Origin of the sequence: Diaphorobacter sp. JS3051 (assembly GCF_015832135.1) — a bacterium.
In the GTDB taxonomy this organism is placed as follows: domain Bacteria; phylum Pseudomonadota; class Gammaproteobacteria; order Burkholderiales; family Burkholderiaceae_C; genus Diaphorobacter; species Diaphorobacter nitroreducens.
The window spans coordinates 3685135-3702578 of sequence record NZ_CP065406.1 but is presented as its reverse complement, the minus strand read 5'-3'; the positions used below and the strand labels follow the sequence as shown (position 1 = coordinate 3702578).

At 70.1% G+C, this 17444-nt stretch carries 13 protein-coding genes and 1 pseudogene; 7 read left to right on the top strand and 7 right to left on the bottom strand.

Features of this window, described 5'->3' with window-relative positions:
• Nucleotides 1-21: 21 nt before the first annotated feature.
• The 3 genes from I3K84_RS17655 (at nt 22) to I3K84_RS17645 (ending at nt 5164) form a co-directional block, all read left to right on the top strand.
• Nucleotides 22-756, top strand: coding sequence for a DUF4198 domain-containing protein (locus I3K84_RS17655; protein ID WP_196995081.1), 735 nt, complete (start codon nt 22-24; stop codon nt 754-756).
• A gap of 32 nt (nt 757-788) precedes the next feature.
• Nucleotides 789-2936, top strand: a complete 2148-nt coding sequence (locus I3K84_RS17650) for a TonB-dependent siderophore receptor (RefSeq protein WP_196995080.1) — start codon at nt 789-791, stop codon at nt 2934-2936.
• Between the two features lie 74 nt (nt 2937-3010).
• On the top strand, nt 3011-5164 hold the full coding sequence (locus I3K84_RS17645) for a TonB-dependent siderophore receptor (RefSeq protein WP_196995079.1): 2154 nt from the start codon (nt 3011-3013) through the stop codon (nt 5162-5164).
• A 55-nt stretch (nt 5165-5219) separates the two neighbouring features.
• On the opposite strand, the gene I3K84_RS17640 is transcribed toward I3K84_RS17645, so the two are convergent.
• Both I3K84_RS17640 and I3K84_RS17635 read right to left on the bottom strand, forming a co-directional pair.
• Complete coding sequence (locus I3K84_RS17640; RefSeq protein ID WP_011804463.1) at nt 5220-6656, bottom strand: NAD-dependent succinate-semialdehyde dehydrogenase; 1437 nt, start codon at nt 6654-6656, stop codon at nt 5220-5222.
• A gap of 135 nt (nt 6657-6791) precedes the next feature.
• Nucleotides 6792-7736 (bottom strand): annotated as a pseudogene (locus I3K84_RS17635) (efflux transporter outer membrane subunit); the annotation flags it as partial.
• On the opposite strand from I3K84_RS17635, the gene I3K84_RS17630 reads away from it, so the two are divergent.
• From I3K84_RS17630 to I3K84_RS17620, 3 genes are all read left to right on the top strand, one after another.
• Nucleotides 7669-8583 (top strand): LysR family transcriptional regulator, encoded by a 915-nt coding sequence (locus I3K84_RS17630; RefSeq protein ID WP_196995078.1) that lies wholly within the window; start codon nt 7669-7671, stop codon nt 8581-8583. The pseudogene I3K84_RS17635 and the gene I3K84_RS17630 sit on opposite strands and share 68 nt — an antisense overlap.
• Before the next feature lie 109 nt (nt 8584-8692).
• A complete protein-coding gene (locus tag I3K84_RS17625; protein WP_011804461.1) occupies nt 8693-8965 on the top strand; it encodes a VF530 family DNA-binding protein in 273 nt (90 codons plus the stop codon).
• Between the two features lie 152 nt (nt 8966-9117).
• Complete coding sequence (locus I3K84_RS17620) at nt 9118-9495, top strand: hypothetical protein (RefSeq protein WP_196995077.1); 378 nt, start codon at nt 9118-9120, stop codon at nt 9493-9495.
• Between the two features lie 32 nt (nt 9496-9527).
• On the opposite strand, the gene I3K84_RS17615 is transcribed toward I3K84_RS17620, so the two are convergent.
• The 4 genes from I3K84_RS17615 to I3K84_RS17600 are packed head-to-tail and all read right to left on the bottom strand — an operon-like array spanning nt 9528 to nt 14744.
• On the bottom strand, nt 9528-10496 hold the full coding sequence (locus I3K84_RS17615; protein WP_047349599.1) for an alpha-E domain-containing protein: 969 nt from the start codon (nt 10494-10496) through the stop codon (nt 9528-9530).
• Nucleotides 10490-10645: an alpha-E domain-containing protein gene (locus I3K84_RS17610; RefSeq protein ID WP_196995076.1), complete on the bottom strand. Its 156-nt coding sequence runs from the start codon at nt 10643-10645 to the stop codon at nt 10490-10492. Before I3K84_RS17610 ends, I3K84_RS17615 begins: the two co-directional genes overlap by 7 nt.
• A gap of 1 nt (nt 10646) precedes the next feature.
• Nucleotides 10647-12110, bottom strand: a complete 1464-nt coding sequence (locus I3K84_RS17605) for a circularly permuted type 2 ATP-grasp protein (protein ID WP_196995075.1) — start codon at nt 12108-12110, stop codon at nt 10647-10649.
• A gap of 48 nt (nt 12111-12158) precedes the next feature.
• Nucleotides 12159-14744, bottom strand: a complete 2586-nt coding sequence (locus tag I3K84_RS17600) for a DNA internalization-related competence protein ComEC/Rec2 (protein WP_231403358.1) — start codon at nt 14742-14744, stop codon at nt 12159-12161.
• A gap of 142 nt (nt 14745-14886) precedes the next feature.
• Here I3K84_RS17600 and I3K84_RS17595 point away from each other — a divergent pair, with 142 nt between their 5' ends.
• A complete protein-coding gene (locus tag I3K84_RS17595) occupies nt 14887-15345 on the top strand; it encodes a RidA family protein (protein WP_011804457.1) in 459 nt (152 codons plus the stop codon).
• Between the two features lie 133 nt (nt 15346-15478).
• Here the strand turns inward: I3K84_RS17595 and I3K84_RS17590 are convergent, their stop codons facing one another.
• The gene (locus tag I3K84_RS17590) at nt 15479-17254 is read right to left on the bottom strand and encodes a methyl-accepting chemotaxis protein (RefSeq protein ID WP_196995074.1); all 1776 of its coding nucleotides are present in this window, start codon (nt 17252-17254) and stop codon (nt 15479-15481) included.
• Between the last annotated feature and the right edge of the window lie 190 nt (nt 17255-17444).

Below are 17444 nucleotides of genomic sequence, written 5' to 3'. Positions count from 1 at the left end.
CATTCACAGGAGAACACGCCCATGTCCCTCATCCCTCGACACCCCCTCGCGCGGCTGGCCGGTGCGCTGCTGCTGGCCGGCGGCGCTGCGCAGGCCCACCAGGTCTGGCTGGAGCAGGCACCGAACGAGACGCGCCTGCACTTCGGTGAATACGCCGATAACCTGCGCGAGACCTCGCCGGGCCTGTTGGACAAATTCACCGCAGTGCCTGTGCTACGCCAGGCCGCAGCGCGGTCGACCGAAGGCCGCCGCACGCCCACGGCCTTCGTCTATGCGCCGCAAAGCGCTGCGGACACGCTCTGGGCGGAAGCCCCGTACCCGCTCATCGACCGCAGCAAGACGCAGCGTCCGCCGCTGCTGTGGCGCCCCGCGGCGCGCTGGGTGTCCAGCCTGGCGCAGCCGGTGGACGCCGCCGCGCCCCTGGACCTCGTGCCCACGGGGCAGGACGGCACGCTGCGCGTGGTGTTCCAGGGCGCCCCGCTGCCCAAGGCCAAGGTGACGCTGGTGGCGCCCTCCGGCTGGTCGCGCGAGGCCATCACCGGCGAAGACGGCACGGTGCGCTTTGCCCTGCCATGGCAGGGCCAGTACGTGGCCGAGGTCCAGCACACCGACAAGACCCCCGGCGAGCACCTGGGCCAGCCCTATGGCGAAGCGAGCTACGTGACCACGCTGAGCTTCGTGCAGACGCACGGCGCCGTATCGCCCGCCCTGCCCGCCCTGCCCGCCCTGCCCGCACCGACCGCCAAGGCGCGCTGAGCGGTGTCCCGCCCTTTGCATCCCCCACCGCCATGAAACTTCCCCTTGTTCCCCGCCCGCGGCGCACGGCCGTGGCCCAGGCCGCGCAGGCCGCGCTGTGGCTGCTGTGCGGCAGCGCGATCGCACAGACCGCCGAGGCCCCGCCGGGCGCGCCCGCGGCAACCGCCACCCCCACCCTGCGCCAGGTAGACGTGGTCGACTCCACGGCGGGCGCCGCCGCCACGCCCGCGCGCCGCGCGCAAAGCAGCTCGCGCCTGGGCCTGCCAGTGCTGGAGACGCCGCGCGCCGTGAGCGTGATCGACAGCGCGCTGCTGGAGCAGCAGTTGGCCACCACGGAGCGCGACGTGCTGCGCAACGCGGCCGGCGTGTCCTCGCGCAGCGAATACGCAGGCTCGTACTCGCAGTTCGCCATCCGCGGGTTGTGGGCCAACAACACCTACAACTACCTGCGTGACGGTGCCAAGTTCGTGCACCTGCTCGATCCACCACTGTTCAACATCGAACGCGTCGAGGTCATCAAGGGCCCGGCCGCGCTGGAGTTCGGCCAGGTGGCGCCGGGCGGCCTCGTCAACTACGTGAGCAAGCGGCCCCAGGCCGATCCGCTGCGCAGCGTGAAGATCGGTGCGGGCAGCCACGGCTGGCGCAATGCCGAATTCGACCTCACCGGCCCCCTGAATGCCGACGGCACGCTGCGCTACCGGCTGGACGGCGGCGCGAGCCGCGGCGGCAGCTTCGTGGACGGCAACACGCCGCGCAAGCAGGGCCTGGCCGGCAGCCTGGAATGGCAGCTCACGCCGGACACGCGCTGGCGCGCACAGGCCGAGTACCAAAGCCTGGAAGGCGTATCCACCGTGGGGCTGGCGGTGCCCGACCCGCAGAACCCGCGCAGCGCGGACGTGCTCCCGGTGGGCACCTTCTATGGCGAGCCCTGGCTGCGCACCGACGGGCACCTGCGCTTTTATTCCACGGAGCTGCAGCACCGCTTCACCGATAGCCTTGAAGGGCGGGTGCACCTGTCCCGCAACGAGACCTTTCGCAACGTGAACATGGTCTACCCCATCGGCCCGGTGACGGGCGGCCAGGTGGCGCGCAGCTACTGGCTGGCACCGGGGCAGAACTACACGTCGGACACCGCGCTGGCCGAACTGCGCGCACAAGTGCGGACGGGTCCCGTGCGCCACACGCTGCTCGCCGGGCTGGATTGGCGTGCCATCGAGGGTGTGTACGGTGCGCGTGGCACGGGCAACCTGGGCGCAGTGGACCTGTACCAGCCCGTGACGGGCCTGGTGCCGCCCGCGGCTTCGGGCGGCAGGGCCGCCGTGGCCTCGGACACGCGCAACACGGGCCTGTTCGTGCAGGACCGGCTCGCCCTGGGCGACTTCAGCCTGCTGCTGGGCCTGCGCCACGACCGGCTCAAGGACGCTTACACCAAGCCCGCCACGGATCTGAGCAAGACCCAGCCCAGCGCCGCGCTGAGCTGGCAGCCCCTGCCCGCCAGCATGTTCTATGTGAGCCATGCGCGCTCGTTCCAGGCGAACTCGGGCACGCTGCTGTGGGGCGACCGCGCGGCACCGCCTTCCGAGGGCAAGCAGTTGGAGGTGGGCTGGAAGCAGGAATGGCTGGGCCAGCGCCTGCTCACCACCGTATCGGCCTTCGCGCTGGAACTGACCAACGCACCGGCCAACGACCCCGAGCACCCCGGCTACTCGGTGCTGACGGGCCGCCAGCGCATCAAGGGGCTGGAAGTGGAGGCCCAAGGCCGCATCACCCCGGGCTGGAGCGTCACCGCGCAGGCCACCTTCCTCGACCCCAAGGTGCTGGCCGACACCGTGCCCGGCGCCAACGTGGGCCACCGCGTCGCGCTCGCCCCGCGGCGCACCGCCTCGCTGTGGACCCAGTACCGCCTGCCCCGGGTGCCCGGCCTGTGGGTCGGCGGCGGGCTGGTCCACCAGGGCGACAAGTTCACCGCCAACGACAACCGGTGGCGCCTGCCCGGCTACACCGTGGTGGACCTCGCGCTGGGCTACCAGTTCGGCGGCGGCGTGCGACTGCAAGCCAACCTGAAGAACGCCGCCAACCGGCGCTACTACGTGGACGCATCCACCACGGCCGCGGGCTTTGCGGCCGTCACACCGGGCGAGCCGCGCTCGCTCTACGTCACGCTGGACTACACGTTCTGAGCCCCTCGGTTTCTATCAAAACACGCTGCAGCGTCCGTCCATCCTGCGCAACCAGCTTCACTATTCATAGCACCATGATCTTTCGCCCTTTCCCCGCCACGCGCACTGCCGCCGCACAGGCCGCCGTGGCGCTGCTGTGCGGCGCCGCCGCGCATGCCCAGACCACCGAAGCCGCCCTGCCCGCGGTCACCATCAGCGCCGACCCGGCGCAGCAAAGCGCCACCGAACCGGTACGGGGCTTCGTGGCCCGCCGCGCGCTGTCGGCCACCAAGACCGACACGCCGCTCATCGAGACACCCCAGGCCATCAGCGTGGTCACGCGCGACCAAATGGAAGCCCAGGGAGTACAGACGCTGCGCGAGACCACGCGCTACAGCGCGGGCATCGTATCGAGCTACTTCGACAGCCGCGTGGACAGTTTCAAGGCGCGCGGCGGCGATGTGACGCAGTACCTGGACGGCCTGCTGCGCACCTATGGCACGTACAACAATGTCAAGGCAGAGCCCTACACGCTGGAGCGCGTGGAATTCCTGCGCGGCCCCTCCTCGGTGCTCTACGGCCAGGGCAGCGTGGGCGGCGTGCTCAACCTCACGTCCAAGCGTCCGCTGGCCGAGCGCCAGCGCGAGGTGCAGGTGCAGATAGGCAGCCATGCGCGCAAGCAGATCGCCGCCGACCTGACCGGCCCGCTGGATGCCGAGGGCCGGTGGCTCTACCGCCTGGTGGCCGTAGGCCGCGACAGCGGCACGCAGGTGGACCACGTGGACGATGACCGCGTGGTGTTCGCGCCATCGCTCACCTGGCGGCCGAGTGCGGACACCTCACTCACGCTGCAGGCGCACTACCAGAAGGACCAAAGCGGCTCGCTGATCGGCTTCTTCCCCTGGCAGGGCACGCGGCTGCCGAGTGCCTACGGGCGTATTCCCACCAACACCTTCATCAGCGAGCCGGGCTGGGACGCCTACGACACCGAGAACGCCTCCTGGGGCTACCTCTTCAGCCACCGCCTGAACGGCGACTGGACGCTGCGCCAGAACCTGCGCCGCACCGTGAGCGACGTGGACTACCGCACGCTCTACACCAGCTTCACTGCCAATGCCGCCAGCGGCCGACCCGCGCGTCCGGTGTTCGACGCCAATGGTCGCACCGTGCTGCGGGACGCCGCCTGGCAACGCAACGCCAGCCGCCTGCTGCTCATCGACACGCAGCTGGAAGGCCACCTGCGCGCGGGCGCGGTAGAGCACACGCTGCTGGTCGGCGTGGACGGTCAGCGCAACCACACCAGCCAGTCCAGTTGGCGCGCCGTGGCGCCCGCCATCGACGTGTATGCACCGGTGTACGGCAACTTCACCCCGCCCAGCAGCGCCGCCCTGACGGCCCTGCCCGACGTGACGCAGCGCCAGCTGGGCCTGTACCTGCAGGACCAGATGCGCTGGGGTGCGTGGACCGCCACGCTGGGCCTGCGCCATGACCGCGCCAAGACCGACACCGAAGGCCGCCCCGCCGCGGCGGTGGACGACAAGGCCTGGACCAAGCGCCTGGGCCTGACCTACCAGGCCGGCGGGGGCTGGGCACCGTATGTCGGTTATTCAGAGTCGTTCCAACCGCTGGGCGGCGTCAACGTGTACGGCACGGCCTACAAACCCCAGCGCGGCCAGCAGTGGGAGGCCGGCGTGAAGTGGATGCCCGAAGGGCGCGGCATCTCGGCCTTTGCGGCGCTCTACCACCTGCGCGAGAAGAACCGCAAGACCACCGACCCGAGCAACCCGCTCAACAGCCTGCAGATCGGCGAGGTCACCATCAAGGGTCTCGAAGCCGAGATGACCGCCAGCCTGGCGCGCCATTGGGACTGGACGCTGGGCTATGCCTATGCCGACGCCACCATCAGCCGCAGCAACGCGGGCGACCAGGGCCAGCGCGTGGCGGGCGTGCCGCGGCACACGGCGTCCAGCTGGCTCATGCACCGCTTCGCGGCCCAGGGCCGGGGCGGCTGGACGGTAGGCGCCGGCGTGCGCTACACCGGATCGCAGTGGACCGGCACACCGGCCATCGATACCCCGTCGGTGCTGCTGGCCGATGCCATGGTGGCCTACGACGCGGGCGATTGGCGCCTGGCGCTGAACATCAACAACCTGACGGACAAGGTCAACATCACCCAGTGCCTGGCGCGCGGCGACTGCTTCTACGGCGAGCGCCGCAACGTGCTGCTGACGGGCACCTACCGCTTCTGAGCGCGGTGTAAAAAAAGCCCCGGCAGGCCGGGGCTGGTGGTGCTGAAGGGCTGCGTCAGACGTGGGTGATGGAGATCGCGCGCGTGTTCAGGCAGGCCTCCAGCGCCTCGGGGCCGCCCTCGGAACCATAGCCCGAATCCTTGATGCCGCCAAACGGCAACTCGGCCGAGGGCGTCGCGGGCTGGTTGATCCACAGCATGCCCACCTCGACGCGCTGGCTCAGCAGGTGCGCATTCTTGAGCGAGCGCGTGAACGCGTAGCCCGCCAGGCCGTAGGCGAGGCGGTTGGCCTCGGCGATGGCCGCTTCGAGCTGCGTGAAACCCTGCACGGCCGCGACGGGTCCGAAGGGTTCCTCGTTGAAGATGCGTGCATGGGTCGGCACGTTGTCGAGCACCGTGGGCGCAAAGAAGTTGCCCACCTCGCCCAGCCGCTCGCCACCCGTGCGCACCGTGGCGCCCTGCTGCACGGCATCGGCCAGCAGGTCGGCCATGGCCGCCACGCGGCGCGGGTTGGCCAGCGGGCCCATCTGCGTGCCCTCGGCCAGGCCGTCACCCACCTTCAGGCCCTGGGCATGGCGCGTGAGCGCGGCCACGAAGTCGGCGCGCACGCTCTCGTGCACCAAAAAGCGCGTGGGCGAGATGCAGACCTGCCCCGCGTTGCGGAACTTGGCGCCGCCCGAGGCCTTGACCGCCAGTTCGATATCCGCGTCCTCGCAGACGATCACCGGGGCGTGGCCGCCCAACTCCATGGTCACACGCTTCATGTGCTGGCCCGCCAGCCCCGCCAGTTGCTTGCCCACGGGGGTGGAGCCGGTGAACGTGACTTTGCGCACGATGGGGTGCGGGATCAGGTAGTTGGAGATCTCGGCCGGGTTGCCGTACACCAGGCCCACCGCACCGGCGGGCACGCCGGCATCGGCAAACGCACGGATCAACTCGGCCGGGCTGGCGGGCGTCTCCTCAGGCGCCTTGACCAGCACCGCGCAGCCCGCGGCCAGCGCCGCGCCCAGTTTGCGCACCACCTGGTTGATAGGGAAGTTCCAGGGCGTGAACGCGGCCACCACCCCCACCGGGTCCTTCACCACCATCTGGCGCACGGCGAGGTTGCGCGACGGCACGATGCGGCCGTACACGCGCATGCCCTCATCGGCAAACCACTCGATGATGTCGGCCGCGGCCATGGCCTCGACACGCGCCTCGGCCCGGGGCTTGCCCTGCTCCTGCGTAAGGATGGCGGCAATGGCGTCGGCGCGCTCGCGCATCAGCGCCGCCGCCCGGCGCATGGTCTTGGCGCGCTCGATGGCGGGCGTGTCGCGCCACACCTCGAAGCCCTTTTGCGCAGCCGCCAGCGCACGGTCCAGGTCGGCAATGCCCGCATGCGCCACCCGCCCGATTTCCTGGCCCGTGGCCGGGTTGTGCACGGCGATGGTCTTGCCGCTCTCGGCGTCCTGCCATTGGCCGGCGATGAAAAGGCGCGTGTCGGGATAGGTCATGCAATAGGCTCCTGGGTGTCATGTCAAGAATAATCGGGCGCCAGGCGCAGGAGCAAGACCCGCGCCGGCCGCAACTGGTCACTATAGAGTGCAACGCCCCGCGGCGCAGTCGCGTGGGCGCGAATCCCCACGCGCTCAGCTGGTGGTATCCCAACCCCCGCCCAGCGCGCGCACCAACCCCAACGTGGCCACGTACTGCGCTGTGCGCACCTGCAGCGCCTGGCGGCGGTTGCGCAGCTCGCTGCGGCGCGCATCCAGCAACTCCAATTGGCTCACCAGACCGTTGCGGTAGCGCGAATCGGACAGCTGCGCAGCGCGCGCGGCGGACTGCACGGCGCGGTCCTGTGCCTGTGCCTGCGCCTGCGCCTGGCCGGCCAGCAGGCGCAGCGCGCTGAGCTGGTCTTCCACCTCGCGAAAGGCTGTGAGCACCTGGCCGCGGTGGGCGGCGAGCGCCCCTTCCAGCCGGGCGCGCGCACCCTCCTCCTGGGCGGCGCGCTGGCCGCCATCGAAGAGCGGCAGCGACAGCAGCATGCCAATGCCCCACGAACGCGCCGACCACTTGAACAGATCGCACAGCTCGGGCGATGCAAAGCCCGCGCTGCCCGTGAGTGCCAGCGCGGGAAACCACGCCGCCTGCGCCACGCCCACCCGTGCTTGCGCCGCCAGCACCGCGGCCTGGGCCGCAGACACATCGTGCCTGCGCGCCAGGACCGTGCTGGGCACGCCGGGCGGAATCACCGGCAGCGCTGCCTCGACCGCCGCCGGTGGCAGCGAGAAGCCCATGGCCACGTCGCCCACCAGCACGGCCAATGCATGCCGCAGCTGCGCCTGCTGACGCTCCAGCGCCAGTGCTTCGGATTCAGTGGCCGCCACCTCCGTCTGCACGCGCGCCACATCCAGCTCCGCCACATCCAGCTCCGCCACGTCGCCCGCCTGGTAGCGGCGCTGCGTGAGGTACAGCGTGCCGCGGTAGGCCTCCAGACTCTCATCCACCAGCGAGAAGGAGAAGCACATGGACCAGATACAGGCCATGCGCATATTCGCGCGGGTGGTCGAAGCTGGCACCTTCACGCGCGCCGCCGATTCACTGCAACTGCCCAAGGGCACCGTGACCAAGCACGTCCAGGCGCTGGAGGAGCGCCTGCGCGTGAAGCTGCTCAACCGCACCACGCGCCGCGTCACCGTGACGGCCGACGGCGCCGCGTTCTACGACCGCACCGTGCGCCTGTTGGCCGACTTCGACGACATCGAAGCCAGCATGAGCCAGGAGCGCGCCAATCCGCGCGGGCGTCTGCGCGTGGACGTGGGATCGTCGGTGGCGCGGCTGCTCATCGTGCCAAACCTGGCGCAGTTCCAGGAGCGATACCCCAACATCCAGATGGACCTGGGCGTCAGCGACCGCACCGTGGACCTCATCGGCGACAACGTCGACTGTGTGATCCGCGGCGGCGAGCTGGCCGACCAGTCCCTGGTGGCGCGGCGCATCGGCAACCTGGAATTCATCACCGTGGCCGCGCCCGCCTACCTGGAGCGCTTTGGCGTGCCCGCGCACCCGCTGGACCTGGAGCGCAGCCACCGCACCGTGATCTACTTCTCGCCCGTTTCGGCGCGCCGCTATCCGCTGGAGTTTCGCAAGGACGGCGAGGTGATCGAAACCTCGGGCCCCTCTCACCTGGCCGTGAACGAGAGCAACGCCTATCTGAACGCCCTCGTCGCCGGCCAGGGCGTGGGGCAGATCACCACCTTCCAGGCCCAGCAGCACTTCGAGCGCGGCGAACTCGTGCGCGTGCTGCCCGACTGGTCCCACCCCCTGCTGCCCGTGTACGTGGTGTATCCGCCCAACCGCCATCTGAGCGCCAAGGTACGCGCCTTCGTCGACTGGGCTGCGGAGCTGTTTGCCAACGAGCCGCTGCTGCAACACCAGTAGAGGCAATTGCTATATTTTTAATAGCTTTTGGCGCTTACCAAATAAGCGCTATAGGGCAATTTCTTTCAAACCAGCGTTCGTGGGCGGCAAGCGCGTATGCTCGCCGTCCATGACCGACCAACCTGCAGCGCCCGCCCCGCAACCACCCGCACAGCCCCGCAATCCGCTGCACGGCATCACGCTGGAGGCGATGGTCGTGGCGCTGCAGCAGTACTTCGGCTGGGAAGGTCTGGCCAACCGCATTCCCGTACGCTGCTTCCAGAGCGACCCCAGCGTCGCCTCCAGCCTCAAGTTCCTGCGCAAGACGCCATGGGCGCGCGAAAAGGTCGAGGGCCTGTACCTGTTCATGCTGCGCGAGCAGCGGCGCAACGCATCGCGTTGACCGCGGGGACGGTCGCACTGGCGAACGTGCACGGCAGCTGGCGCACGCCGGCGCGCGGTTCGTCGCAATGCGCTGGAACGCCGACGGGCGGGCCGGCACAGTGGCTCCACGGACGGCATGGTGCCGCCGGCAGTGTCCCCACAGGAGCCCTCATGAACGCCTTGCATACGCTGACCTCGCAGGTCCCTTCCACGCGCCGCCCCTTGCTGCGCGGCGCCATCGCCAGTGCCGTACTGGCGCTGGCCGGCACCGCCACCACGGGCGCGCTGGCCCAGGTGCCGCAGCACACCCCCGCGCCCTCGGCAGCGCAGACGCAGGTGGCCGCCATGCCCCATTCCACCCACGACCGTACCAACGCTGTCGGCCGCACACGCGCTGAAGTGATTGCCGAACTGCAATGCGCGCGCGAGTCGGGCGAGCTGGAGGCCAGCGTGCTGGCCCAGTACGGCCTGGTGCCCCCTGCCCGCCAGGGCGCGCGCGCGAACTGCGCGCACGATGCCCAGAGCCGCCAGATGGCACAGGGCCAATAAACACCCCCCGAGCCCGGGCCCGGAAGTGCCGGTCAGTCCGCCGCGGGCGCGAGAAAGTCCCTGCTGATGCAGCCGCCGAGTTCGTTCACGCGGTCCAGGAACTGCGTAAGGTAGGCATGCAGGCCGGTGGCCAGGATTTCGTCGATGCGGCCGTAACGCAGATCGGACAGCAGGCGTCCGGCCCGCCGCTCGGTCTCCCCCGAATGCTCATGCGCGACGGCGGCCAGGTTGTCCACCACCTCGTGCATGCTGGCATGCAGCGAACGCGGCATGTCCCGCCGCAGCATGAGCAGGTCGGCCACGCGCTCGGGCGTGATCACGTCGCGGTACACCTTGCGGTAGACCTCAAACGCCGAAACGCTGCGCAGGATGGCGCTCCAGTGGTAGAAGTCGGCCTCGGGCGTGGAACGGCGGGCATCGCCCGCCAACCCATGAAAATCGCTCTGCACCGCATGGAACTTCACGTCCAGCAGCCGCGCCGTGTTGTCGGCGCGCTCCAGGAAGGTGCCCAGGCGCAGGAAGTGAAACGCCTCGTCCTGCAGCATGGTGCCCAGCGTGACCCCGCGCGACAGGTGCGAGCGGTACTTGACCCATTCGAAGAACTGCCCGGGGTCGCGCTCGAAGGCCCCCTCGCGCAGCTGGCGTGACAGCTCCAGCCAGGTCTGGTTCAACGTCTCCCACACCTCCGTGGTGAGGGCACCGCGCACGGCGCGCGCGTTCTCGCGCGCCGCGCGCAGGCACGCGGCGATGGACGACGGGTTGCCCTCGTCGCACACCATGAACCGCAGCACACCCGTGGCCGTGATCGCACCCTGCCGCGCGGTGTAGGCGGGAATCAGCTCACTGATCGACAGCAGCCCGCGCCAGCCCTCCTGCGCCTGCGCATCGGACTGCGGCAGCAGGGAGGTCTCGTAACTGTCGTTGAGCATGCGGGCGGTGTTTTCTGCCCGCTCGGTGTAACGGGACATCCAGAACAGGTGATCGGCAGTGCGGCTCAGCATGTGGCCTCCTCGGCTTGGGCGGGCAGCAAACCCCGCACGCGCTGCGCGCGCCCGCCGTGTTGTGGCGCGAGCCCGCCTGCGGCGGGCCTGTCTGCCCGCTCGGTGAAGCGGGACATCCAGAACAGGTGATCGGCAGTGCGGCTCAGCATCTCATTGACCTCCATCCTCATCCCCCAGCACCCAGGTGTCCTTGGTGCCGCCGCCCTGCGACGAGTTGACGACGAGCGAGCCTTCCTTGAGCGCCACGCGCGTGAGCCCGCCGGCCACCATTTGCACTTTCTGTCCACTGAGTACGAAGGGCCGCAGATCGATGTGGCGCGGCGCGATGCCCGCATCCACGTAGGTGGGACAGGTCGAGAGCGAGAGCGTGGGCTGGGCGATGTAGCCCGCGGGATTGGCGATGAGCGCGGCGCGGAAGGCCTCGATCTCGGCGCGCGTGGCCGCGGGTCCGATGAGCATTCCGTAGCCGCCCGCGCCATGCACCTCCTTGACCACCAGCTCCGGCAGATGCCCCAGCACGTACTGCAGGTCTTCAGGGCGGCGGCACATCCAGGTGGGCACGTTGGCCAGGATGGGCTGCTCGCCCAGGTAAAAGCGGATCATCTCGGGCACGTACGGGTACACCGACTTGTCGTCCGCAATGCCCGTACCCACGGCGTTGCAGATGGCCACGTTGCCCGCGCGGTAGGCCTGCATGAGCCCCGCGCAGCCCAGTGTGGAGGTGGGCCGGAACACCTGTGGGTCGAGGAAGTCGTCGTCCACGCGCCGGTAGATGACATGCACGCGCTGCAGGCCGCGCGTGGTGCGCATGTAGACGACGTTGTCCTTGACGACCAGGTCCTGGCCCTCGACCAGCTCCACGCCCATCTGCTGCGCGAGGAAGGCGTGCTCGAAATAGGCGCTGTTGTGCATGCCGGGCGTGAGCACCACCACGGTGGGGTCGGCGCTGCTCCAGGCCGGCGCGCTGGCACGCAGCGTGTCCAGCAGCAGGTCGGGATAGTGCGCCACGGGGGCCACCTTGTGCAGCGCAAACAGCTCGGGAAACAGCCGCATCATCATCTTGCGGTTTTCCAGCATGTATGACACGCCGGACGGCACGCGCAGGTTGTCCTCCAGCACGTAGTGGATGCCCTCGCCATCCGCGCCCGGCGCGCGCACGAGGTCGATGCCCGCGATGTGCGCGTACACGTCCTGCGGGACGTCCAGGTCCACCATCTCGGGACGGAACTGCGCATTGGCCAGGATCAGGTCGGCAGGCACGATGCCTGCGCGCAGGATGTCCTGGCCGTGGTAGATGTCGTGGATGAAACGGTTGAGCGCAGTGACGCGCTGCACCAGGCCGCGCCGCATGCGGCGCCATTCCTGCGCGGGGATGATGCGCGGAATCAGATCGAAGGGGATCAGCCGCTCGGTCCCGGCGCCCTCCTCGTCCTTGTCGCCATACACGGCGAAGGTGATGCCCACGCGGCGGAAGATCACCTCGGCCTGCGCGCGGCGGGCCTGCATGGCATCGGCCGGCTGCTGCGCCAGCCACTGGCCGTAATGCCGGTAGTGCGCCCGCACGTCGCTGCCCCCGAAGGGCAGCACGGTGTACATCTCGTCGAACTGCTGCATGCGGCGTGCCTCCTGCACCCAGGATAGCAAGTTGCAGGCCCGGCAACGCTACGGCTGCGGCAAAAGTGACGCCTCGGACACGCGGTGGTGCCAGTAGCGCCGCGTGGCCTCTCGTTCACAGTGCACCGCCAGCGGCGCATCGGATACCCAACGCGCCGCACCGCAGGGCGGCGACTGCACGAGCAAGACGCCGCGCTGCTGGTAGCGCGCCGCCACGTCGGGCGCGGGGTGGCCGAAGCGGTTGCGGTAGCCGGCCTGCACCAGCGCGGTGCGCGGCTGCACGGCATCCAGGAATGGCGCGCTGGACGAGCTCTTGCTGCCATGGTGCGGCACCAGCAGCAGGTCTGCCGCCAGCGCGGCACCGCCATCTACCAGCGCCTGTTCCTGCGCGCGCTCGATGTCGCCCACCAGCAGGGCCACCGCACCGCCGGTGTTGTCACTGGTCCGCGCGGCTGCGATGCGCAGCACACAGCTCGTGGCGTTGGACGTCGGCGCACGGGCGCCCGGCCCATCGCCCGCATCGCGCGGCGGGTGCAGCACTTCGAAAAGCACGCCGTCCCAGTTCCAGTGCTGGCCTGCCAGGCAAGGCTCGGCGGGCCGCAGGGCCTGCAGTGCATGGTCGGCCTCAATCGACCCCAGCAGGCGTGCCTGCGGCTGTTGCGCCAGCACTGCCGCGGCGCCTCCGGTGTGGTCGGTATCGCGGTGGCTCAATACCAGCAGGTCCAGCCGTTCGCCCAGCGCGCGCAGCAGGGGCACCAGCACGCGCTCGCCCGCGTCGCTGTCCTGGTGGTAGCGCGGGCCGGCGTCGTACAGCAGCGCATGGCGCGCCGTGCGCACCAGCACGGCCTGGCCCTGGCCCACGTCGGCGGCCAGCAGTTCGAACTGCCCCGGCTGCGGGCGCGCGGGCTGCCACCACAGCGCCGGCAGCAGCAGCGCAAGGCCCAGGGCACGTACGCCCCACGGCAGGCGCAGCGCCAGCAATACGCCGCCGGTCACGGCTGCCGCGCCGGCCCACAGCGGGGCCATGGGCAAAGCGACCTGCGCCCAGGGCCAGGCTGCCAGCCACTGCAGCAACACCGACAACGCCTGCACGCACCACGCCGCCGCCTGCCACAGCGGCGCCCACAGCACCCCCAGCAGCGCCAGCGGCGTGACCACCAGCGTGGTCCACGGAATCGCCACCAGATTGGCCAGCAGCCCCACCAGCGCAACCTGCCCGAACAGCAATAGCGTGAGGGGCGTGAGCGCCAGCGTCACCACCCACTGTTCACGCAGCAATGCATAAAAACGACCTGCAACGCCCACGGGATAAGCGCTAGCAGCTCCCAAATCAGTAGCAAACAGCACAGCCACGGCCACAAAGCTCAGCCAGAAGCCCGGCTGCAGCAGCGCCCACGGATCGACCGCCAGCACCACCGCGCAGGCCAGCAGCCACACCTGCGGCCAGGGCCAGCGCCGCCCCGACAGGCGCAGCAGCGCCACCGTGGCCAACATGCACACCGTGCGCTGCGCGGGCACGCCCCATCCGCTGAAGAGCGCATAGGCAGCGGCCAGCAGCACACCGCCCACCAACGCCGCCGTGGGCGCGGGCACGGCCAGGCACAGGCGTTGCGAGCGGCGCCAGGCCCGGTCCAGCAGTGCGGCCGCAAGCCAGGCAAACAGCGTGATGTGCAGCCCCGAGATGCTCATGAGGTGGGCCACGCCCGTGGCGCGGAACACATCCCAGTCCGCCCGCTCGATGGCGCGCTGGTCGCCCGTGACCAGCGCCGCCACCACCCCGGCCGCACGCTGGCGGGCTGCATCCTGCGCAGGGTCCACCAGCGTGCGCACGATGGCGTCGCGCACCCGCTGGCGCAGTTGCTCCACGGGGTGGCGCCAGGTGGCGCCCAGCCGCTCAGGCGGGCCGTGCAGCGCATCCAGCCGCGCGCTGGTACGCACGTAGCCCGTGGCCTGCACCCCTTGCTCCCACAGCCACAGCTCGTAATCGAAGCCGTGCGGATTGCGCCCGCCGTGCGGCGCCTTCAGGCGCACGGTCAGGCGCCAGCGTTCACCGGCGCGCACAGCGGGCGGTGGACTGTCCGCGCCTGCCTCACCACCCAGCCCGCCGGCATACCAGGTCAGGTCGATGAGCGGCGGCACGCGCACGGGCGCACCGTCCAGTTGCGCCGCCTCCACTTCCAGCCGCAGGCGCAACCCGGTCTCGCGCGGCTGCGGCATGGCGGCAACCACGCCCGTTACGCGCAGATCACGCCCCTCCAGCGCCGGCGCCAGAGACTGCTCCAGGAAGACCGCAGCGCGCATACCGCACAGCCCGTACATCAGCACCGCGGCCAGAATCGCCACGCCGCTGCCGTGCCAGCGGCGCGTGCCGCGCACACCGGCCCACAAGACGAGCGCCCCGGCCGCCAGCAACGCGCCAACCATCAACCCCGCATAGGACGGCCAGGGCCACAGCGCAGGCTGCTGCAGTTGCAGCGCCACGCCCACCACCCCCGCAGCCAGCGCAACGGGCAGATGCCAGGCCCGCACCACAGGCACGCGAGCGACCGGCACGCGAGCGGACGCCGTCGCCACCCGCGCGGCGGTGCTCCCTCCCTGCTGGTGCTGTGGCCCCTCGGGCGCCCACTGGTCCATGGCCGCATGCTATGCGAACGCACGCGATGGGCGCTCCGCCGGCGTGGCGATGTGCAACACTCGCCCGGTCCCACGCTGCGTCGGCGGCCGTGGGCGCGCTTCCCGGGCCGTGCCGCGCCCGCCCTCGTTTTCAAGGATTGCCATGAGCGTTTACGACAAGCTGAAGGAACTCAACATCACCCTGCCCCCCGTGGCCGTGCCCGCCGCCGCCTACGTGCCCTATGTGCAGACCGGCAACCTGGTGTTCCTGAGCGGCCACATTGCCCGCAAGGACGGCAAGCCGTGGGCCGCGCAGTTCGGCCGCGACATCACCACCGAGGAAGGCAAGGCCGCCGCACGCGCCGTGGCCGTCGACCTGCTGGGCACGCTGCATGCCGCCACCGGCGGCGACCTGAACCGCGTGCAGCGCATCGTGAAGGTGATGAGCCTGGTGAACTCCACGGGCGACTACACCGAGCAGCACCTGGTGACCAACGGCGCCAGCGAACTGCTGGGCGAAGTGTTCGGCGACAAGGGCAAGCACGCGCGCAGCGCCTTTGGGGTGGCACAGATCCCCCTGGGTGCCTGCGTGGAGATCGAGTTGATCGCCGAGCTGGCCTGAGCCGCGCACCGCGTTCTTTCCCAGCCTCCCGCGTGCGCTCGTCGCGGCATGCGGAAGGTGAAGGAGCCAGCCCCGCGCGCCCGCGTGGCAAGCAAGGCGCCCCGTCAGCGCAAGGCGTGCGACCGCACGCGGATCAGAAGGACTCCCAATCGTCCTCACCACCTTGGGCCAGTGCCGCAGGCCGTGCGGCGGCGGCAGGTGCAGCAGCCGCACGCAGGGGGGCCGCTGCACGCTGCGCCGGCGCCCGTGCCGGCGCTGCCGCCGCGCGGGGCGCGGCGGGTGCCTTGCCCACAGGTGCCACCGGCATGGGACGTGCCTGTGGAGCGGCCGGCACGGGGCGTGCGGCTGACGGCACAGCAGCTACCGCGCCATCGATGCGGAATGCTGCCACCACGCGCGTGAGGTGATCGGCCTGCTCGCGCAGGCTTTGCGCCGCGGCGGCGCTCTCCTCCACCAGCGCCGCGTTCTGTTGCGTCATCTGGTCCAGTTGACCCACGGCCTGGTTCACCTGCGAGATGCCCGCGCTTTGCTCGGTGGCGGCGGCGGTGATCTCGCCCATCATGTCGGCCACGCGCTGCACCGACTGCACCACCTCTTGCATGGTGGAGCCCGCGCTGTGCACCAGGCGCGAGCCGCTTTCCACGCGGCCCACCGAGTCGCTGATCAGGTCCTTGATCTCCTTGGCGGCCGATGCCGAGCGCTGCGCCAGGTTGCGCACTTCGCCCGCCACCACGGCAAAGCCCCGGCCTTGCTCACCGGCGCGCGCGGCCTCCACGGCCGCATTCAGCGCCAGGATGTTGGTCTGGAAGGCGATCCCGTCGATGACGCCGATGATGTCGGCGATCTTGCGGCTGCTGTGCTGGATGTCGTCCATGGTGGACACCACCTCCCCCACCACGCTGCCGCCGCGGCGCGCGACGTCGCTCGCGCCGCCGGCCAGCTGGCTGGCCTGGCCCGCCGTCGCCGCGCTGTGCTGGACGGTGCTGGTGAACTCCTCCATGGCCGCGGCGGTTTGCTGCAGGTTGCTGGAGGTGGATTCGGTGCGCGCGGACAGGTCCTGGTTGCCGGTGGCGATCTGCGCGCTGGCCACGGCAATGCTGTCGGTGGTGTGGCGCACCTCCTGCACCATGCGCGCCAGCGAGTCGCGCATGCCCGCCAGCGAACGCAGCAGCTCGCCAAATTCATCGCCACGCTGCACATCCACCGCCTGCTCGCGCAGGTCGCCGTCCGCCACGCGCGCCGCGAGCGCGTTGGCCTCGGCCAGCGGGCGCTGGATGCTGCGGATCAGGAAATACGCCCCCAGCACGATGGCCACGAGCATCATGGCTGCGGCCGCGGCCGCCAGCTTCACCGTGAGCATGCGCGTGGCGGCCATCTCTGCCTGGCGCGCCTGGGCGGTCTGCTCCTGCATGCGCACGAAATCCTGCAGCGTGCCCAGGTAGGCGGTCACTGCGGGCACGTAGGACTGCTGCGCCAGGCGCACCGCCTCGTCATGGCTGCCGGCGTCCTTGAGCTGGCGGGCCTGGTTGCGCAGATCGATCATGGCCTTGCGCGCCGTGGCGATGCGCCCCATCTGCTCGCGGTCGGCGGGCGTGAGGGCCATGGCTTCCAGCCCCTTTTGCAATTCGCTGATGCGCGCCGAGGTGGCGGCAATGTCGCCCTTGAACGCCTGCTCCACCACGGCGTCGGTGCTGAGCACCAGCGCCAGCGTGCGGGCCGCATTGGTCTCGGTCAGGCCGGCCCAGCGTGTGGCCGTCTGCACGCGCTGCGTCATCTCGCGGCTCAAGGCGTCGGATTCGGCCTGCGCCCTGGCAGAGCGCACACCAGCCACGCCCACGACGGTCAGTTGGGCCAGCACGATGCAGCCCACGGCGAGCCAGAGTTTGTGGGAAATGCGCAGCGATCTCATGGGGTGGGCTCCTGGAATTCGTTATGGCGGGGTTGCGAGAATGCTACCAAACGCAACAAAGAAGCCCCGCCGCCCACGCGACATACTATCGCTATCAAAAAAATAGCTGCTCGCGCTTTCTACACCGTAACTTCAACGGTTTTTATCCGTAAAAGCTTGTACCAGCAAGCGCGACCAGCTATTGTTTTTG

Coding starts and splice junctions, on each gene's coding strand:
- I3K84_RS17590 (WP_196995074.1), bottom strand. CDS start 17,254: ATGAGATCGCTGCGCATTTCCCACAAACTCTGGCTCGCCGTGGGCTGC.
- I3K84_RS17650 (WP_196995080.1), top strand. CDS start 789: ATGAAACTTCCCCTTGTTCCCCGCCCGCGGCGCACGGCCGTGGCCCAG.
- I3K84_RS17615 (WP_047349599.1), bottom strand. CDS start 10,496: ATGCTGAGCCGCACTGCCGATCACCTGTTCTGGATGTCCCGTTACACC.
- I3K84_RS17605 (WP_196995075.1), bottom strand. CDS start 12,110: ATGCAGCAGTTCGACGAGATGTACACCGTGCTGCCCTTCGGGGGCAGC.
- I3K84_RS17595 (WP_011804457.1), top strand. CDS start 14,887: ATGAGCGTTTACGACAAGCTGAAGGAACTCAACATCACCCTGCCCCCC.
- I3K84_RS17655 (WP_196995081.1), top strand. CDS start 22: ATGTCCCTCATCCCTCGACACCCCCTCGCGCGGCTGGCCGGTGCGCTG.
- I3K84_RS17610 (WP_196995076.1), bottom strand. CDS start 10,645: ATGCTGAGCCGCACTGCCGATCACCTGTTCTGGATGTCCCGCTTCACC.
- I3K84_RS17640 (WP_011804463.1), bottom strand. CDS start 6,656: ATGACCTATCCCGACACGCGCCTTTTCATCGCCGGCCAATGGCAGGAC.
- I3K84_RS17600 (WP_231403358.1), bottom strand. CDS start 14,744: ATGGACCAGTGGGCGCCCGAGGGGCCACAGCACCAGCAGGGAGGGAGC.
- I3K84_RS17645 (WP_196995079.1), top strand. CDS start 3,011: ATGATCTTTCGCCCTTTCCCCGCCACGCGCACTGCCGCCGCACAGGCC.
- I3K84_RS17625 (WP_011804461.1), top strand. CDS start 8,693: ATGACCGACCAACCTGCAGCGCCCGCCCCGCAACCACCCGCACAGCCC.
- I3K84_RS17630 (WP_196995078.1), top strand. CDS start 7,669: ATGGACCAGATACAGGCCATGCGCATATTCGCGCGGGTGGTCGAAGCT.
- I3K84_RS17620 (WP_196995077.1), top strand. CDS start 9,118: ATGAACGCCTTGCATACGCTGACCTCGCAGGTCCCTTCCACGCGCCGC.